We start from the raw sequence: 17,688 nt of genomic DNA on the forward strand, positions 1-17,688 counted from the left end.
CCACAAAGCCTTTCCCTGGAGCCCTGACCATGTTGAATCGCCGCACCCTCATGACCACCGCCGCGCTCGCCACCGTGCCGCTCGCGCTGCCGCAGTTGGCATTGGCCCAGGGCCGCAAGGATGCGATGGTGCTTGGCATTGCGCTCGAGCCGCCGGGCCTGGACCCGACCGCCGGGGCGGCTTCGGCAATCGGGGAGATCGTTCAATACAACATCCTCGAGACGCTGACCAAGATCAACTCCGACGGCAGCGTCACACCGCTCCTGGCCGAGAGCTGGGAGGTTTCGCCGGACCTGCGCACCTACACCTTCAAGCTACGCCGCGGCGTCAAGTTTCAGAACGGCGAGCCCTTCAATGCGCAGGCCGTCAAGTTTTCCTTCGACCGCGCCGGAAGCGAAAAAAGCACCAACAAGGACAAGCGCACCTTCGCGAGCCTGAAGACACAAGTGGTCGACGACTACACGGTCGTCATCATCAACAGCGAGATCGACCCCGACCTGCCCTTCCTCCTGGGCCAGGCCACAGCCGTCATCGTCGAGCCCAAGAGTGCCGACACGAACGCTACCAAGCCGATCGGCACCGGACCCTACAAGCTCGATAGCTGGAACAAAGGGAGTTCGCTGACGCTGAGCAAGTGGGACGGCTTCCGCAACCCCGGCGCGGCGAAGATCAACAAGGTGACGTTCCGCTTCATCTCGGATCCCGCAGCGCAAGCGGCCGCGGTGCTGGCAGGCGACGTCGATGCCTTCCCGCGCATCGCGACGCGCGTGGTGCCGCAGTTCAAGGCCAACCCGCAGTACCAGGTGATCTTGAGCGGCTCCCGGGCCAAGACGATCGTTTCGATCAACAACAAGCGCAAGCCGCTTGACGATGTCCGCGTCCGCCGCGCCATATCGATGGCCATCGACCGCAAGGCAGTGATCGAGGGCGCCGTCGACGGCTTTGGCGTACCTATCGGCAGCCACTATGTGCCGGGCGCCGCGGGCTATGTCGACACCACCGGCGTCAATCCTTTCAACATCGAGAAGGCGAAGCAACTCCTGGCCGAGGCAGGCGTGAAGACTCCGCTCGATCTCACCATGACGGTGCCCCCACCTCCCTATGCGCGCCAAGGTTCCGAAGTGGTCGCGGCGCAATTGGCCAAGATCGGCATCAACGTGAAGATCCAGAACGTCGAGTGGGCGCAATGGCTGAGCGGCACCTACGGCAATAAGGACTACGACCTCAGCATCGTTTCCCATGTCGAGCCGTTCGACCTCGGCAACTATGCCAAGGCCGACTACTACTGGGGCTACCAATCGAAGGACTTCAACGCGCTGTACGACAAGATCAAGACCACGGGCAACACCGCCGAGCGCAACAAGCTTCTGGGCGACGCCCAGCGCATGCTTGCCAATGATGCGGCCAACGCCTTCCTCTTCCAGCCGCAGTGGCCCACTGTCGCCAAGAAGGGAGTCAAGGGCCTCTGGAAGGACATGCCCATCTTTGTCAACGATCTGTCGGCGTTGTCCTGGTCGTGAACACTCCCTTGAACGAACTGAGCGCGCGCGAACTCATCGTCGCCTATCGCGAAAAAAAGCTCTCGCCGGTCGAGGTCACGCAAGCCGTTCTCGATCATGCGGCGCGCTGGGAGCCGCATTTGCAAGCCACGTGGCTGCTTCGTCCCGATGCCGCCCTCGAACAGGCGCGCGCGTCCGAAGCTCGCTGGCGGCGCGGCGAGCCGCAGGGTCCACTGGACGGCGTGCCGACGACCATCAAGGAAAACATCGCGACGCGCGGCGATCCCCTCCCTGCTGGCACCGCGGCTGTCGAGCTGAAACCTGCGCAGTCGGATGCTCCGCCCGCTGCCCGGCTCAGGGAAGCCGGCGCGGTGATCTTCAGCAAAACCACGATGCCGGACTACGGCATGTTGTCTTCCGGGTTGTCGAGCTTCCATACCTTGGCGCGCAATCCGTGGGATCTTTCGAAAACGCCGGGCGGTTCCAGCGCCGGCGCCGGCGCGGCAGCGGCGGCGGGCTATGGCCCACTGCATATCGGCACGGACATCGGCGGCTCGCTGCGCCTGCCTGCCGGCTGGTGCGGGATCTTCACGCTCAAGCCCAGCCTGGGCCGCGTCCCCATCGACCCGCCCTACATGGGTAGGGCTGCGGGGCCGATGACGCGCACAGTGGGGGACGCCGCCCTGATGATGCAGACGCTCGCGCAGCCGGACGCCCGCGACAGCATGAGCCTGCCCGCCCAGGAGATAGATTGGGCATCGTTCGAGGTCGACGTCGACCACCTTCGGGGTCTCCGGATCGGTCTCCTGCTGGATGCCGGCTGCGGACTCGCCGTGGAGCCGGAAATCCGGCAAGCCATCGAACACGCCGCCCGACTCTTCGAGCGCGCGGGCGCCATCGTCGAGACCATGCAGCCCTTTATGTCGCAGGCCATGCTCGACGGCATGGACCATTTCTGGCGCATGCGCTCGCTGGTGGACATGAACGCGCTGAGGCCGGAACAACGCGCCAAGGTGCTGCCTTACATCCGCGCCTGGGCCGAGAGCGCAGCCGGTTTCAGCGGCGAGCACGTGTTTCGTGGATTCAGCCAGTTTCATGCGACGCGGCTTGCCACTGTGGCGGCCTGCGCGAAATACGACTATGTGATCTCGCCGACTGCGCCGAACATGCCCGCTCCGGCCGAAGCACCGTCGCCCACCAACGATCCGCTCCGACCGTTGGAACACATCGGCTTCACGGTCCCGTACAACATGTCCGAACAGCCGGCCGCGTCGATCAACTGCGGCTACAGCCCGAGCGGCTTGCCGATCGGCCTGCAGATCGCCGGACATCGTTTTGACGACCTGGGTGTTCTGAAGGTCTCGCGGGCGTTCGAACTGATCCGCGAACCTCAAAGGCCCTGGCCCCAGCCGCAGGTCTGAAGCGGCGGTATCGTTATCTCGATCGATATCTCCAGGAATCGCCTTGAGTTCAGCGCCCCGATCTTGCGACAGCCTCGGCAATCCGGTCAGCGTTGCCGATCCGGCCGCTTTGCGCGCGATCAACGATTTTGTCGAAGGCTTCATCTCCTGCGAGACGCGCGCAGCCGACGTGCTCGCCGCCGCAGAGGATCCGAGTGCCATCGTGCAGGCGTACTGCGCGACGCTGCACCTGTTCGCTGAGTCGGGCGACGCCGCGGCAAACGCACGTCCCTTCATCGAGCGCGCACAAGCCGCCGCGGCGCAGGCGACATCGCGCGAGCAGCGCTACATTGCGGCCATCGCAGCCTGGGCAGATGGCGCCATCGACCAAGCCATTGCCCTGCATCAGGAGCAGGCCCTGGAGCACCCGCGCGATCTGGCGTCCATCAAGCTGGGGCAGTACCACTGCTTCAACATCGGCGATTGCCCTGGCATGCTGCGGCTAGCGCTTGCTGCGCTGCCTTCGGCTGCCGATGTGCCCTATGTCCATGGCATGGCCGCATTCGCGTACGAGCAATGCCACCTGATGCGGCAGGCCGAATCAAGCGCGCGCCGCGCAATCGGCATGGAACGCAAGGAACCGTGGGCTCACCACGCGCTGGCCCATGTCATGCTGACCGAAGGCCGCCTCGACGAGGGCCTGAAATTCATGCAGGGCGTGAGCGACACATGGGTGGGCCTCAATTCGTTCATGGTCACGCACAACTGGTGGCATGTGGCGCTCTTCCAGATCGACCTCGGGCGGAACGCGGAGGCACTGGACACCTATGACCGCCACGTCTGGGGCGTCGTCAAAGACTACTCGCAGGACCAGATCGGCGCGGTTTCCCTGCTCGCGCGACTCGAGTTGTCGGGTATCGACGTGGGGGATCGTTGGCAGGATGTCGCCACCCATCTTGTCGGGCGGCTCGATGATCACGTGCTGCCCTTTCTCGATCTGCAATATCTCTACGGCCTCGCGCGCGCCGGTCGGCCCGAAGCCGACGCGCTGTTGAGCCGCATCGAGTCTTTCACGCCGACTGCACCGCCTTCGATGCGCGACGCGTGGCAGCGCGTCTGCCTACCGGCCGCACGCGGCTTGCTCTCACATGCGCGCGGCGATGCGGCGTCCGCCATCGAATGGCTGGGGCTGGCACTGCCGAGGCTGGTCGAGATTGGCGGCAGCCATGCGCAGCGCGATCTTTTCGAGCAGGTCTATCTCGATGCCTTGATCCGGCACGGAACCAAGACCACCTTGGCCGGTGCGCAGGGCCTCCTGCAGCAACAGGTCAATGCGCAGCCCGAGTCTGTGCGGCTTCGCCGACAAGCCGGCGCGATCTATGGGCGGCTCGGCCTGACCGCGTAGATCAGCCCTTGGCGACTTCGTGCGCCGCCATCTGCTCCAGCGCCTTCACCAGCGCGGAGTGATCGAGTTGGTCCCAACCATGGGCGGCGCAGGACTGCATCAGTTGTGCGGCCGACGCCGTTTGCGGCAGCGCCACGTCCATCGCTTTCGCGCCGGACAGCGCCAGATTCAAATCCTTCTGGTGCAGCGCGATGCGAAAGCCTGGATCGAAGGTGCGTTTGATCATCCGCTCGCCATGCACTTCGAGAATGCGGCTGGCCGCGAAGCCGCCCATCAGCGCCTGACGAACCTTTGCAGGATCGGCTCCGGCCTTGCTGGCGAACAGCAGCGCCTCGCCGACGGCGGCAATATTGAGCGCGACGATGATCTGGTTCGCCACCTTGGTGGTCTGCCCGTCGCCGTTGCCGCCGACGAGGGTGATGTTCTTGCCCATTGCTTCGAAGAGCGGCTTGGCACGCTCAAACACGGCCTCCTCGCCGCCAACCATGATGGTGAGGCTCGCCGCCTTCGCGCCGACTTCGCCACCAGAGACCGGCGCGTCGAGGTAGTCGCATCCCAGCTCGTTGATCTTCTTGGCGAAACGCTTGGTCTCCATGGGCGCGATCGAGCTCATGTCGATGACAAGCTTGCCTTTGGTGAGGCCGGAGGCAACGCCGTCTTCGCCAAACAGAACCAGCTCGACGTCCGGCGTGTCGGGCAGCATCAGGATCACGACGTCCGCCGCGCGGGCGACGTCGGCATTCGTGCCGCAGGCCGTGGCCGTCTTCAACGCCTCCGGGACCTGGCGACGCGTGCGCACGAACATTTCGTGCCCGGCCTTCAAGAGGTTCTGCGCCATCGGCGCGCCCATGATGCCCAGTCCGATGAATCCGATTTTCATGATGGATGTCCTTTCGTTCAGTAAGAGCTTGAGGCGGACGACGTGCCGGCCGGCTGCGTCGCGCGCATCTTTGCGAGCACCTGTTGCGAGCCTGCGGCAATAAGCCGCGCATCCGAGCTCACGGTGACGAACTGGAACCCCTTGGCGATCCGCGCCAGCGCGCCCTCGGGCGTGCCGTTGTGAATGCCTGCGACCAGCCCGTGCGCCTTGGCGCGAGCGAGGATGTGATCAATGGCCTGTTCAACCGGAGGGTCCACGTCGTCGAAAACCGGCCTGCACCCCAGGGCAAGCGAAAGGTCCGATGGACCGATGTACACCGCGTCCAGTCCTTCCACGGACATGATCGCGTCGAGATTTTCGAGCGCCTGCGCGGTCTCGATCATCGCGAAGGTCACGATGGTGTCGTTCGCATGCTGGGCATAGTCGGCGCCGCCGTACAGCAGGGCCCGAACAGGCCCGAAGCTGCGGGTGCCGCGCGGCGCGTAATGCGTGTAGGCGACCAGCCGCGCCGCTTCATCGGGCGTATTGATCATTGGGCAGATGACGCCGTAGGCACCCGCATCGAGTGATTTCATCAACGCGCCAGGATCGAGCCAGGGCACGCGAACAACGGGCACCGTATCGGTGGTCGAGATGGCCTGCAGCATCGGGATCATCGACTGATAGTCGATGACGCCATGTTGCAGGTCGACGGTGAGCGAATCCCAACCTTGGTGGGCCATGGTTTCGGCCGAGAAGCCGTTGGGAATCGCGAGCCAGCCGTTGACCGCGGCACCTCCCGTCTTCCAAAGCGCCCGCAGGCGGTTTTCTCTCATGGGAACTCCTTGTTCTAGCGGTCGAAAGCAGGTCGCTTCGGGTCGAAAGTCCAGCCCGGAATCAGGCATTGCATCGCGACCGCATCATCGCGCGATCCCAGGCCGTGCTGTTTGTAAAGCTGGTGCGCCTTCTCGACTTCGGCCATGTCGAGTTCGACGCCCAGTCCGGGTTTCGTCGGCACCCGCACCAAGCCGCCTTCGATGCGCAGCGGTTCCTTGGTCAGCCGCTGGCCGTCCTGCCAGATCCAGTGGGTGTCGATGGCGGTCACGCGGCCCGGCGCGGCGGCGCCAACGTGCGTGAACATCGCCAGCGAAACGTCGAAGTGGTTGTTCGAGTGCGAACCCCAGGTCAACCCCCAGTCGCGGCAGGTCTGCGCAACGCGCACGGAACCGGCCATGGTCCAGAAATGCGGGTCCGCCAAGGGTATGTCGACGGACTGGAGCGCGAGCGCGTGGCTCATCTGACGCCAGTCAGTAGCGATCATGTTGGTCGCGGTCGGCAGGCCTGTGGCCCGGCGAAACTCGGCCATCACTTCGCGGCCCGAGAAACCCTCCTCGGCCCCGCAAGGATCCTCCGCGTACGCGACCACGCCGCGCATGTCGCGCATCAGGCGGATCGCGTCTTTCAGCAGCCAGCCACCGTTGGGGTCCAGCGTGACGCGCGCCTGCGGGAAGCGCTCGTGCAACGCAACCACCGCTTCGATTTCCTCGTCTCCGCGCAGCACGCCGCCCTTGAGCTTGAAGTCATTGAAGCCGTACCGCTCTCGGGCAGCCTCCGCCAGCCGCACGATCGCCTCTGGACTCATGGCTTTTTCGTGCCGGAGCCGGAACCAGTCGTTGTCAGCCTGCGGCTCCCGCGCGTACGGAAGGTCGGACTTGTCGCGGTCGCCGACGAAGAAAAGGTAGCCCAGCATTTCGACCGCGTCACGCTGCTGGCCTTCGCCGAGCAGCGCTGCGACAGGCACGTCCAGAAACTGGCCGAGCAAGTCGAGCATTGCAGACTCCACGGCCGTCACCGCATGGATGGTGGTGCGCAGGTCGAAGGTCTGCAAGCCGCGGCCGCCGGCATCACGGTCGGCGAACTTCTGCTGCAGTTGCTGCAACACACGCTGGTGGCCGCCGATGGACTGCCCGACGATGAGATCGCGCGCGTCTTCGAGCGTCTGGCGGATCTTTTCGCCGCCAGGTACTTCGCCGACCCCCGTCCGGCCCGCGCTGTCGGTGAGGATCAGGAGATTGCGCGTAAAGAAAGGGCCGTGGGCGCCGCTCAGGTTCAACAGCATGCTGTCGCGGCCGGCGACGGGGATCACGCGCAAGCCGGAGATGGTGGGCGTTGAATTGCGATCGGGATTGGGATCGCGATGGGGATTGGACATCGAATGGACTCGAGTTGAATCTGGGGCATCAATCGGCGGTGATCTTGCCGGTCTCGATCACTTTCTTCCAGCGCGCCGATTCCTGCTGCTGAAAGGCTGCGAATTCGGCAGGCGTGTTGCCGACGACCTCCAAGCCGATCGCCGTGAACTGCTTCCTGACGGCCGGGTCGTTGAGGGCGGCCACCATTGCATCGTGCGCCTTGTCTCGCACGGCGGGCGGCAAGCCCTTGGGCGCGACGATGGCTTGCCATGAATAGACCTCGACGTTCTTCACCCCGGCCTCTGCCGTGGTCGGAACATCGGGGAGCACGGGCGAGCGCTTGTCGCCCGTGACGGCAAGTGCCTTGAGTTTGCCGGCCTTGATGTTCTGGAACACCGCATTGACATTCTGGAACGAGGCGTCGACCTGGCCGCCGAGCAGGTCGGTGATGGCTGGCGCGCCGCCCTTATAGGGAACGTGGAGTCCGCTCGTGCCGGTCTGCTGCCAGAAAAGCACTGCCGTCAGGTGGTCGCTCGATCCGTTGCCCGAAGAAGCGAAAGTCATCTTGCCGGGATTCGCCTTCAGGTAGCCAATGACATCGGCGACGGACTTGTGCGGCGAATTCGCGGGCACGACGAGGACATTCGGCGCCTGCACAGCGACCGTGATCAGGTCGAAGTCCTTGGAGGCGTCGTACTGCATCCCCTTGATGAGGTGGGGCGCGATGACCAAGGGACCGAGCGAGGTGACCAGGAAAGTGGAACCGTCCGGCGCCGAACGCTTGACCTGGGTCGCCCCGATGGTGCCCGTGGCCCCGGCCTTGTTGTCGACCAGGAAGGTCTGCCCCAATTTGTCGGCGAGCTTCGGCGTGATGGCTCGAGCGACCATGTCAGTCGATCCGCCGGGAGGAAACGGAACGACGAAAGTGACCGGCTTTTGCGGCCACTCTTGTGCATGCGCGATGCTGACGGCGGCCAACGCGACGCCGAGGGAAACCAGTAGTTTTTTCATGATGTTCGTCTGTTCGAAACGATTCCAAATGGTAGCGCTATCGTGCCGCAATGATAGCGCTACCGTCGTAAACAAAACAGACGCTCTCTCTCAGGGTTTGCCCTCAGGCGCTTTCCCGGTCGACGATCGAAAAGCCGACGTCGACGACCCGCTGTTCGACCTCCCGCCCTTCGGCGCGGTCGATGATGAACTGCGCCGCCTGACGACCAATGGCCGCGCCATCGATCCGCACCGTGGTCAGTGCCGGTTCAAAGTCAGCGGCGAACTCCAGGTCTCCGAAGCCCACGACCGCAAGTTGCGCCGGTACGGAGATCCCTTGTGCCCGCGCCTCGACCAAGACACCCAACGCGAGAAGATCTGAGCTGCAGAACACCGCGTCAGTGTCGGGAAACTCGCGGAGCAATTCCGCGAGCGCCGCCCGGCCGCTCTTCAGTGTGGTGGGCGCCGGCACCGGAAAAACCGGCACATCACGCAAGCCCAGTGAGCGTGCCGCTGTGCAAAAAGCCTCGTGGCGCCGCCGGGAGCGCTCATCGTCGCCCGCTACCACCGCCAAGTTACGGCGCCCCCTGCCTCGCAGGAAGTCGACCACAGTCCGGCCAACTTCCACGTGCGAAAAACCCACCAGCATGTCAAGCGGCGTCGGCGTGAGGTCCCATGTTTCGACCACCGGAATTCCGGCGGCCAGCAGGCGCCTGCGGCCTTCGGGCGAATGCATGATGCCGGTGAGCACGATGCCGTCGGGCCGCCGGCCGATGATGGCTTCGAGCAACGCATCCTCACGGGAATCCACATACCCGGTTTGCCCGAGCATCAGCTGGTAGCCGCGCTCCGCCAGCGCCTCGGTCAGCGATTGCACCGTCTGCAGGAAAACAGGCCCGGACATGGTCGGCACCACGGCAGCAACAAGCCGGCTGCGCGTCGAGGCGAGCCCACCAGCGAGCACATTGCGCACGTAACCGGTCCGTCGCACGGCGTCGGTGACTTTTTGCAGAGCCTCCGCCGACACCTGCGACGGGGAACTCAAGGCGCGCGATGCGGTTATGGGTGCGACGCCGGCGAGCTTTGCCACGTCGTGCAACGTTACAGCGCCGCTGCCTCGGCGGGCGCGTCTGGTGGGAACGTCGTCTTTGCTCATCGGCGCATTCTAGGCGCCACGATAGCGCTACCAGCGCTTGTGTCCCACCTGAAAATCGTTGCGGCCGCTGCGGTCGGCACCCTTGAGGAGCCAGAGCGGCCGCTCGGCAAAGTTGACGGCCAAGCCGGTCTTCCCGTCCGACGGCCGCAAGTCACGTTCGAACACCGATGTCGAAGGCATGTACCGCAGCGCCACGCCCGTCCGTCTCTTGGCGGACGTATTCGCCTGGGCGCCATGGATCATGAAAACATCGTGCATGGACATCTGGCCCGGCTGCAGTTCCAGGTCGACCGCCGCCGCTTCGTCGAAGCTGCCGGCCGCCATGCGCTGGTTGAGGGTCAGGTCCGACCGGTCTTCGTGCAGATGATCGTGAAGAACCTGCCCTCGATGTGAGCGCGGGATGACCCGCAGGCACCCGTTTTCGGTCGTCGATTCCTCGAGCGCGACCCAGACCGTGCAAGTGGCCAGCGGCCGTATCGGCCAATAGTGGCCGTCCTGATGCCACGGCGTTTCATAGCCTTCGGCCGGTGGCTTGCAGAAGACGTGGCAGCCCCAGAGGATCACGTCGTCGCCGATGGCACCGGACACGAGTTCGACGATCTCCGGGTCCATGGCCAAATCGAGGAAGTGACGGCTGCCGCGCACGCCTTCGCCGTTGTCGCCCTCGATGTGCGCCGAGACGAGCTTCTCCGGGCGCACGCCCGGGTTGTCGCGGATCAACGCATCGAGCGCCTCACGCATGACCGCGGTGCGCTCCGGAGAAAGCCGAAACTGCGGTATGACCCAGCCCTCAGCCTTGTAGTGGTCGATTTCTTGCGCGGACATTCGGGCCATCGATGCATCTCCTGAGAGACGCACATTATGGGGAAACAGCGCAAACCGAGAGCGATTCGCGCTCGCAGCGGCTTATTTCTCGACGCTCTTCAGATGGCGGCGCTGGTCATAGGTGGGTTGCGCCGGCAGATCGGCCAGATGGCGGGTGTCGGCCCAATCGACGATCTCGAGGTCTTCCGGCGCAGAGGCATCGGCGATGCGGATCCGGTTGAAGCCGGCGTTAGGGATCTCGCTTTGGCGCGGTCCGTTCAGCCCAAGCGCGCGGGCGGTGCGCCAGACCATGTCGAGCACGCCCCCGTGCGTCACCACGAGCACGCGCTGACCCGAATGGACCTCGGCGATGTTTCCGAGCGCCTGCATGATCCGGCTGTGGAACTGCCGCGGCGACTCGCCTTCGGGCATTGCGTGATCTTCGCGAAACTTCAGCCAGTCCTCCCAGGCGCGAGGGTGCAGGCTCTGGATTTCGTCAGCCCGCATGCCTTCGACCACGCCGAAGTTCTGCTCGCGCAATGCAACGGTGGTCACGATCTCCAGCCCGAGTAATTGCGCGGCCGGCGCAGCGGTCTGTTGCGCACGCATCAGGTCGCTGCTGACCAGGTGATCGATCGGCTCGTCAGCCAACCGCAGGCCGAGCCGGCGGGCCTGCTCATGGCCCATGTCATTGAGGGGAACGTCGATGTGGCCCTGAAAGCGGAGTTCGCGGTTCCAGTCGGTTTCACCGTGGCGGATCAGAATGAGTTCGGTAGTGGGCATAGGCAGGGGCATATTGTCCCTGCAGAGAGCGACGGCGATGTGTCCGTGTTCATCGCGGAGAATTCGCCGATGCCAACTCTTATCCTGCTGCCCGGTCTCGCCTGCGACGCACGCCTCTGGGAAGCCCAGATCCCTTCCCTGCCCCGATCGCTCGGCGTCGAGGTGACGGACGTGCACATGCGGCACGATCGCATCGAAACCATGGCTGCGGCGCTGCTCTCGGAACATTCAGGCTCGCTGATCCTCTGCGGCGCATCGATGGGCGGGATGATTGCCATGGAAGCCGCCCGGCAGGCTCCCGAACGCATCGCCGGCCTGGCGCTGCTTGGCACCAATGCGCGTCCGGAGACGCCGGACATGTATGAACTTCGCAAATCGGCGATCGAGTTGTTCGAACGCGGCGAGGCGCGCGACGTGATCGAGCTCAACGCAGGCTTTGCCTTTCACCCGATCCAGGCACGCGATGCGGCACTCGTGCAGCGCTATATCGACCTGATCCTTGACGCAGGTACAGCGCAGTTGATTCGGCAGAACCGCGCGCTGATGGAGCGTCCCGACCAGCGCCCACATCTGGCGCGGCTGCAATGTCCGACGCTGGTGATGTGTGGCGACGGCGACCGTCTCACGCCACCCGAATGTTCACGGGAAATCGCGGCGCTGATGCCCCACGCTGAAGTCGCGTGGATTCCGCAGTGCGGCCACATGCTGACGATGGAAAAGCCGGAGTTCGTCAACGGCACGCTGGGCCGATGGCTGGTACCGCTGAGCGCGGGCAATTGAAGCCCACGCCCCAGGGAGACGCCTTCTAGGAGGGCGCGATCCAGCCCATCGAGACAAGGCCTTGCGCAAGATGCGCAAGATAGCGCCGCTGCCCCGCCCAGGCCGCCAGCGCTTCCGCGGCATCGACCTGCAGGAACCGAAGACGGCCGTCGAGCGGTGCCTGCGCCAGCTTCCACAGATCGGCCCGGATGATCACACCGATCCGCGGATAGCCGCCCGTCGTTTGCGCATCGCCCATCAGCAGGATGGGCTGACCCGAAGGAGGCACCTGAATCGTTCCGGGAATCACGCCTGAAGAAAGAATGTCAATTGGGCGCTTGCGCTTGAGTTCCGCTCCCTCCAGCCGGTTGCCCATGCGGTTGCTTCGGGGCGTGATGCGCCATGGCTCGCGCCACAGCAGCTCGCGCGACGCGACCGTGAATTGCTCATGCTCAGGACCCGGCATGGTGCGCAAGACGATGGCGCCGTCTTCCGCGTTCGAATCCCAAGCAGGCATGCGCACGCCGAAAGCCCGCCTCGACAACTGTTCGGCAGTCAAGGTCGACTTGCCTGAAAACAAGCTGTCGCCGGCTTTCAGGGGCCGTCCTTCATGGCCGCCGAATCCGGCCTTCAAGTCCGTACTGCGTGACCCGAGGATGACCGGCACGTCAAAAGCGCCTGCGACGGCCAACCAGGTGCGCAATCCCTTTTTGCGGCTCGATCGATTGGCGCGCCCGAGCTTGAGCGTCTGCCCTGCACTCACAGGCATGCTCCACCCGGGCCAGATAGGAGTGCCGTCCAAGCGGGCGTCGAAGTCGTCACCGGTGATCGCAATGCGCGTCGGCGCATCGAAGCGGAACTCGCAGCCCCCCATGGTGAGTTCCACCCCGGCAGCACCGTCGGGATTGCCCACGAGACGGTTGGCGAGCATCAACGCGAGGGCGTCCAGCGCGCCGCCGGGGCAGATGCCCAACTGGCGATGGCCGTGCCGGCCCAGATCCTGAACCGAAGCCAGCATTCCCGGCCGCAGCACTGTGATGCCGACGGCCATCAGGTCTCCAGGCTTTCAACGACGAAGCGCACGTGATCACCGGGCCGAAGCAGGGTGGGCTCGGCCGCAGTCGGATCAAATAACTTGAGCGGTGTCCTGCCGATTAACTGCCATCCACCGGGCGAGACCATCGGATAAATGCCTGTTTGCTCGCCGCCAATGCCGATCGCTCCGGCAGGGACTTCCAACCGGGGCGCCGTACGCCGAGGCGTGGCGAGCTCCGGCGCGAGTCCGCCCATGAAGGCAAATCCCGGCAGGAAGCCGAGCAGGTACACCACGTAGTCGCCCTCGCTGTGCCGCCGGACGACCTCCGACGGCGTCAAGCCCGTGTGCGAAGCCACGTCCGCCAGGTCGGGACCGAACTCACCGCCGTAATTGACTGGAATCTCGATGGATCGCCCTTCGATCGATGCGGCGTTCAACTGTGGCCAGGCCGAAAGCACCTGCATCTCGAGTTCCGCGCCATCGATCTGGTCGGGATCGAAGAGCAGGCTCAAATTGTTCATTCCCGGCAGCGCTTCGCGAACGCCGCGCCACCGCATGGCTTCAGCGGCAAGCGCCCAGATCCGCTGCTGTTGTTCGAGCGTCGCCGGCGCAGGCAACTCGCACACCAGCGCGGCCTCGCCCATCGAGTGCAAGCGAAGCGGCACCGACTGCGTCATTCGCGGCCGAGGCTGCGCACCTTGGCCATGAGACTTTCTTGCACCTTGGGCGAAACGAATTTGTCGACCTCGCCGCCGAGCATGGCGATTTCGCGCACGAAGGTACTGGAGATGAACTGATATTTGTCGCTGGGTGTGAGAAACACGGTCTCGACTTCCGGCATCAGCGAGCGATTCATGCCGGCGAGCTGGAACTCATAGTCGAAATCGGTCACGGCGCGCAGGCCGCGAACCATGGCCTTGCCACCGCGCGCCACGACAAAGTCGCGCAGGAGCCCCGAGAAGCTTTCGACGGTGACCTGATCGCTGTACGGCATGACGGCGTCTCGCGCCATGTCGATGCGCTCCTGCAAAGTGAAAAGCGCCTTCTTGTGATGCCCCGCGGCGACTGCCACGATGACCCGCGAAAACAACTGCGTCGCGCGCCGCACGACGTCTTCGTGGCCCAGCGTCATGGGGTCGAAAGTGCCGGGATATACCGCGATCACGTTGCTGGTCATGGTGGCTTCCTCCTGATGCAGCCGATCGCGGCCTGGTTCCGCGGATTATGCAGCCGCGTCCGCAGAGCGTTGAAGAAGGTGCGCGTGCACTGCGCCGGCCTTCAGATGCCTATACAGCGTCAAGCCAAGCGCGGCGATCTCGTCTTCCGGCCATCGGCGCGCTGCTTCGAGATAAATCACGCCGCCCGGCCGCAGCGCGCGCTCTGCGGCTCGCAAGGCGGGCACGTACAACGCGGGGTTTTCAAACGGCGGGTCGAGGAACACGGCATGCAGGCTGCCGGCAGCAGTGCGCTCCAGGACAGTGACGCCGTTGCCACGCTCGACGCGAACAGCATCGGCGGAGAGCTTGGTCTTCAGCGCCTGCAACTGGGTGACGAGTGCCGGGTCCTGCTCGCAAAGCAACACGGCGCCCGCGCCGCGCGAAGCGGCTTCCAGCCCCAGAGCACCGGTGCCGGCAAAGGCATCGACGCACTTCCAGCCAGGCAGTTCGCCGCCGCCTGCTCCCGCAAGGCTCGCGAGCCAGTTGAAGAGGGTCTCGCGAACCCTGTCGGGTGTGGGACGCAAACCGGGCTTGTCGGCGACAGCGAGGCGCGTGCGCTTCCATTCGCCGCCGATGATCCGGACGAAATGCGGCGCCTTCGCCAGCTTGGCGGAAGCAGTGGTCTTGGCTGCGGCGGGGAGAGGGGTTCGGGAGGTTGACTTCACGGGCAAAGCTTAACGGCACCACGTCGAACCATGGCGTTCATCAGGGCTTGGCACCGACGATCACCGTCACCATGCGGTCCGGGTGGAGCTTGCGCGCGAAGGCTGCCTTGACGTCGGCCGCAGTGACGGCGTTCATCCGAGCGGTCCATGTGTCGAGATAGTCGAGCGGCAGGTCGTTCCACGCGATGTTCGCGACATTGCCCAGCAGCTTGCGATTGCTGTCCAGCAGAAGGGGAAAGCCGCCGATGACGTTGTCCTTGGCGGCTTTCAGTTCTGCCTCTGTCGGCCCGTCGGCAACGAACTTTGCAAGCACTTCGCGCGAGACCTTCACCGCCTCGTCAGCCTGGTCGGGCCGCGTCTGGAAGGCGATGCGGAAAGCGCCTGCGTGCAAGCCCGGAGAGAAGCTGCTGTAGATGCTGTAGGTGAGGCCCCGCTTTTCGCGCACTTGCTCCGTCAGGCGCGAGACGAATCCGCCTCCGCCCAGGACATAGTTGCCGAGGTTGAGCGCGAAGTGATCAGGGTCGGCGCGCCGATATCCAGGCTGCCCGATGATCACGTGTGCCTGCGCCGAATCGAAAGGGATCCGCTCCTCCTTGGCGGCGGTGAGCGGCGCCACTTCCGGAACGGGCGAGAGCGCGCCGCACGACGATGCAGCCGGCAAGCGGGACAGCAAGGTCGTCGCGATGCTCTCCGCTTGCGGACGCGTCACGGCGCCGACGATGCTGATCTTTGCCCGGCACGGAACGATGAGTTGCTCGTAGCGGCGCCGCATCGTGGCGACGTCAATCCGCGCCAGCGTCTCCTCAGTCACATCGAGCCCGTACGGATGAGCGCCGTAGACGGCTTGCGAAAACGCGCGTTCAGTCACGGTTGCCGGCTTTGTGTTTGCCTCCTTGATGGAAGCGTCGAGCCGCTCGCGCTCGCGCTTCCATACATCCTCCGGAAACGCGGGTTCGCCGATCTGGCGGGCCGCCAGCCGCACCGCCTTGTCGAGCAGCGCCGGTTCGGACAATGTGCGCAGAGTGAAGCTGGTGCGCTCACCGCCGCCACTGACGTCGAAATTGGCGCCCAGGTCGGCCCAAGCTTCGCCGAGGGCGTTCTGATCCATCGCCGGGTCGCTTCCGCCCGCGCGAACGCCCTTCTCGACCATCATTGCGGTCACGCCGGCAAGGCCCGCCTGAGCGGGCGGATCCCGGCGGGAACCGGCATCGAAGTCCGCCTGGACATCCACGATCGGCAATGCGTTCGTTGCGGCGAGATAGATGTTGGCGCCGTTCGGCAGCGTCCAGTGCTGGATCGGTATGGCCGCAAAAGCATTCGAGGCGACGAGCAAGGCCGCGCCGGCGAGCATGGGGAGAACGGCGCGAACCGGACGGGCGGCAGCGGAGGAACAAGCGGAAAGCAGGGTCATCTTTGGAATCTTGAACATGGGGATGAAACCTTCCTTCAACGCAGATCGCCGGCCGGCGCAGCAACGCTGCGAGGCTTGGCATTTTTCTCGGGCGGCAGGGGCCGCAGAACTGCTGCGGTCATCTGGTCGGCACCAAAATATTTCGCAGCCACAGCCTGCACCTGCGCTGCCGTGACTCCCTGCAGCCGTTCGACGATCTGCGTGCTTGCCTCCAGCGGAAGCCCTTGCACCCAATTGCTGCCGAGTTCACGCGCCTGCGCCATGACGGAATCGAGCTTGTAGGTCTCGCTCGCAACCCACTGCGTCTTCACGCGGGCCAGTTCGGCCTCCCCGATGCCGTCGCGGGCGATCCGCGCGACTTCTGCGCGCAAGGCGGTTTCGACTGCCTCGGCGGTCTTGCCTGCGGCCGGTACACCTTCGAGCACGAACAATTGCGGCCCACGTCCGACGAAGCCGGAATAAGCCCCCGCCTGGTCCGCCACACGATCAGGCCCTTGCGTCAATGCACGGTCGAGCCGCGAACCCTGATAGCCGTCGAGGACGGCGGCCAGCACGACGAGCGCATAAGGATCGATGTCGCCCGCAAACTTGTCTGCAGGATCGATCTGCGGCACGCGAAACGCGAGCGACACGTAGGCCTGCTCCGCAGGCGCCTTGTATTCGATGCGTCTGACCCCACGCTGCGCGGGTTCCACGCGCGGCTTGCGAGCCGGAAGGGCGCGGGACGGGATCGAACCGTAGTACTTCTCGGCCATGGCGCGTACTTGCTCCACGTCAACGTCGCCGGCGACCACGATTGCCGCGTTTTCGGGGGTGTACCACTGCTTGAAGAACGCACGAGCGTCCGCGGGCGTCATGGCGTCCAGATCGCTCATCCACCCGACGACGGGGCGGTGATACGGAGATGCAGTGAAGATCGCTGCGTTCTGCTGCTCGCTGAGCAATGCGCGGGGCTGGTCATCCGTGCGCATGCGTCGCTCTTCCTTGACGACTTCGATCTCACGCTTGAACTCATCGTCGGGCCATTGCATGTTGGCGAAGCGATCCGACTCCAGCTTCATGACCTGTTCGAGCTTTTCGACCGGAATCTGCTGGTAGAAGCCGGTGTAGTCGCGGGTCGTGAAGGCGTTCTCGCGTCCGCCGAGCGCCGCGACGCGCCGGGAGAATTCACCCGGCTTCAGGTCCTTGGTCCCCTTGAACATCATGTGCTCCAGGACGTGAGCGACACCCGATGTGCCGTCGACCTCATCCACGGACCCGACGCGGACCCATACCATCTGGACGGCGGTGGGCGCGCGCCGGTCGGGCTTCACGATCAGCGTCATGCCGTTGGACAGCGTGAACTGCTGTGCCGCGGCCGACGCGGCGACCGGACCTGGAGAGTCGGATTGGGATTGGGGAGGGGAAGTCTGCGCAAACGCGGGCAGGACCCAAGGCGCAATGAGCACCGAGGCCAGCACCGCACCAAACGCTGCGGAGCGTGGCGAGGGGTGTTTCATAGAATGGCTCGGA

Annotated in this window: 17 protein-coding genes; 4 read left to right on the forward strand and 13 right to left on the reverse strand. The window is 64.7% G+C overall.

Going from position 1 to position 17,688, the window contains the following annotated elements:
• The first annotated feature begins 29 nt into the window (after nucleotides 1-29).
• The 3 genes from AC1DMA_RS09140 to AC1DMA_RS09150 are packed head-to-tail and all read left to right on the forward strand — an operon-like array spanning nucleotide 30 to nucleotide 4,304.
• A complete protein-coding gene (locus tag AC1DMA_RS09140) occupies nucleotides 30-1,520 on the forward strand; it encodes an ABC transporter substrate-binding protein (protein WP_478144001.1) in 1,491 nt (496 codons plus the stop codon).
• Nucleotides 1,517-2,920, forward strand: coding sequence for an amidase (locus AC1DMA_RS09145; RefSeq protein WP_478144002.1), 1,404 nt, complete (start codon nucleotides 1,517-1,519; stop codon nucleotides 2,918-2,920). Before AC1DMA_RS09140 ends, AC1DMA_RS09145 begins: the two co-directional genes overlap by 4 nt.
• 37 nt (nucleotides 2,921-2,957) lie before the next feature.
• Nucleotides 2,958-4,304 (forward strand): tetratricopeptide repeat protein, encoded by a 1,347-nt coding sequence (locus tag AC1DMA_RS09150; protein ID WP_478144294.1) that lies wholly within the window; start codon nucleotides 2,958-2,960, stop codon nucleotides 4,302-4,304.
• 1 nt (nucleotide 4,305) lies between these two features.
• Here the strand turns inward: AC1DMA_RS09150 and glxR are convergent, their stop codons facing one another.
• From glxR to AC1DMA_RS09185, 7 genes are all read right to left on the reverse strand, one after another.
• Nucleotides 4,306-5,187 (reverse strand): 2-hydroxy-3-oxopropionate reductase, encoded by an 882-nt coding sequence (gene glxR / locus AC1DMA_RS09155; RefSeq protein WP_478125269.1) that lies wholly within the window; start codon nucleotides 5,185-5,187, stop codon nucleotides 4,306-4,308.
• A gap of 14 nt (nucleotides 5,188-5,201) precedes the next feature.
• Nucleotides 5,202-5,999, reverse strand: coding sequence for an HpcH/HpaI aldolase family protein (locus AC1DMA_RS09160; protein WP_478124744.1), 798 nt, complete (start codon nucleotides 5,997-5,999; stop codon nucleotides 5,202-5,204).
• A gap of 14 nt (nucleotides 6,000-6,013) precedes the next feature.
• Entirely contained in the window at nucleotides 6,014-7,375 is a 1,362-nt protein-coding gene (gudD, locus tag AC1DMA_RS09165; protein ID WP_478124745.1) for a glucarate dehydratase, read from the reverse strand.
• 28 nt (nucleotides 7,376-7,403) lie between these two features.
• Complete coding sequence (locus AC1DMA_RS09170; RefSeq protein ID WP_478124746.1) at nucleotides 7,404-8,366, reverse strand: Bug family tripartite tricarboxylate transporter substrate binding protein; 963 nt, start codon at nucleotides 8,364-8,366, stop codon at nucleotides 7,404-7,406.
• A gap of 103 nt (nucleotides 8,367-8,469) precedes the next feature.
• Nucleotides 8,470-9,501: a LacI family DNA-binding transcriptional regulator gene (locus AC1DMA_RS09175; protein WP_478124747.1), complete on the reverse strand. Its 1,032-nt coding sequence runs from the start codon at nucleotides 9,499-9,501 to the stop codon at nucleotides 8,470-8,472.
• Between the two features lie 27 nt (nucleotides 9,502-9,528).
• Nucleotides 9,529-10,335 carry a phytanoyl-CoA dioxygenase family protein gene (locus AC1DMA_RS09180; RefSeq protein ID WP_478124748.1) on the reverse strand — a complete coding sequence of 269 codons (807 nt, stop codon included), beginning with the start codon at nucleotides 10,333-10,335 and terminating at the stop codon, nucleotides 9,529-9,531.
• 72 nt (nucleotides 10,336-10,407) lie between these two features.
• Nucleotides 10,408-11,100, reverse strand: coding sequence for a histidine phosphatase family protein (locus tag AC1DMA_RS09185; RefSeq protein ID WP_478124749.1), 693 nt, complete (start codon nucleotides 11,098-11,100; stop codon nucleotides 10,408-10,410).
• Between the two features lie 57 nt (nucleotides 11,101-11,157).
• On the opposite strand from AC1DMA_RS09185, the gene AC1DMA_RS09190 reads away from it, so the two are divergent.
• Nucleotides 11,158-11,868, forward strand: a complete 711-nt coding sequence (locus AC1DMA_RS09190) for an alpha/beta fold hydrolase (RefSeq protein ID WP_478124750.1) — start codon at nucleotides 11,158-11,160, stop codon at nucleotides 11,866-11,868.
• A 25-nt stretch (nucleotides 11,869-11,893) separates the two neighbouring features.
• On the opposite strand, the gene AC1DMA_RS09195 is transcribed toward AC1DMA_RS09190, so the two are convergent.
• From AC1DMA_RS09195 to AC1DMA_RS09220, 6 genes are all read right to left on the reverse strand, one after another.
• Complete coding sequence (locus AC1DMA_RS09195) at nucleotides 11,894-12,898, reverse strand: 5-oxoprolinase subunit C family protein (protein ID WP_478144003.1); 1,005 nt, start codon at nucleotides 12,896-12,898, stop codon at nucleotides 11,894-11,896.
• Nucleotides 12,898-13,560: a 5-oxoprolinase subunit PxpB gene (gene pxpB / locus AC1DMA_RS09200; protein ID WP_478124752.1), complete on the reverse strand. Its 663-nt coding sequence runs from the start codon at nucleotides 13,558-13,560 to the stop codon at nucleotides 12,898-12,900. The genes AC1DMA_RS09195 and pxpB overlap by 1 nt, the downstream gene beginning before the upstream one ends.
• On the reverse strand, nucleotides 13,557-14,060 hold the full coding sequence (coaD, locus tag AC1DMA_RS09205; RefSeq protein ID WP_478144004.1) for a pantetheine-phosphate adenylyltransferase: 504 nt from the start codon (nucleotides 14,058-14,060) through the stop codon (nucleotides 13,557-13,559). The genes pxpB and coaD overlap by 4 nt, the downstream gene beginning before the upstream one ends.
• 45 nt (nucleotides 14,061-14,105) lie before the next feature.
• Complete coding sequence (locus AC1DMA_RS09210; protein WP_478144005.1) at nucleotides 14,106-14,771, reverse strand: RsmD family RNA methyltransferase; 666 nt, start codon at nucleotides 14,769-14,771, stop codon at nucleotides 14,106-14,108.
• Between the two features lie 34 nt (nucleotides 14,772-14,805).
• A complete protein-coding gene (locus AC1DMA_RS09215; RefSeq protein WP_478125270.1) occupies nucleotides 14,806-16,116 on the reverse strand; it encodes a M16 family metallopeptidase in 1,311 nt (436 codons plus the stop codon).
• A 95-nt stretch (nucleotides 16,117-16,211) separates the two neighbouring features.
• Nucleotides 16,212-17,675: a M16 family metallopeptidase gene (locus tag AC1DMA_RS09220; protein ID WP_478144006.1), complete on the reverse strand. Its 1,464-nt coding sequence runs from the start codon at nucleotides 17,673-17,675 to the stop codon at nucleotides 16,212-16,214.
• Nucleotides 17,676-17,688: the final 13 nt, after the last annotated feature.

The sequence above is a fragment of the Variovorax sp. 05N34 genome (assembly GCF_056397405.1).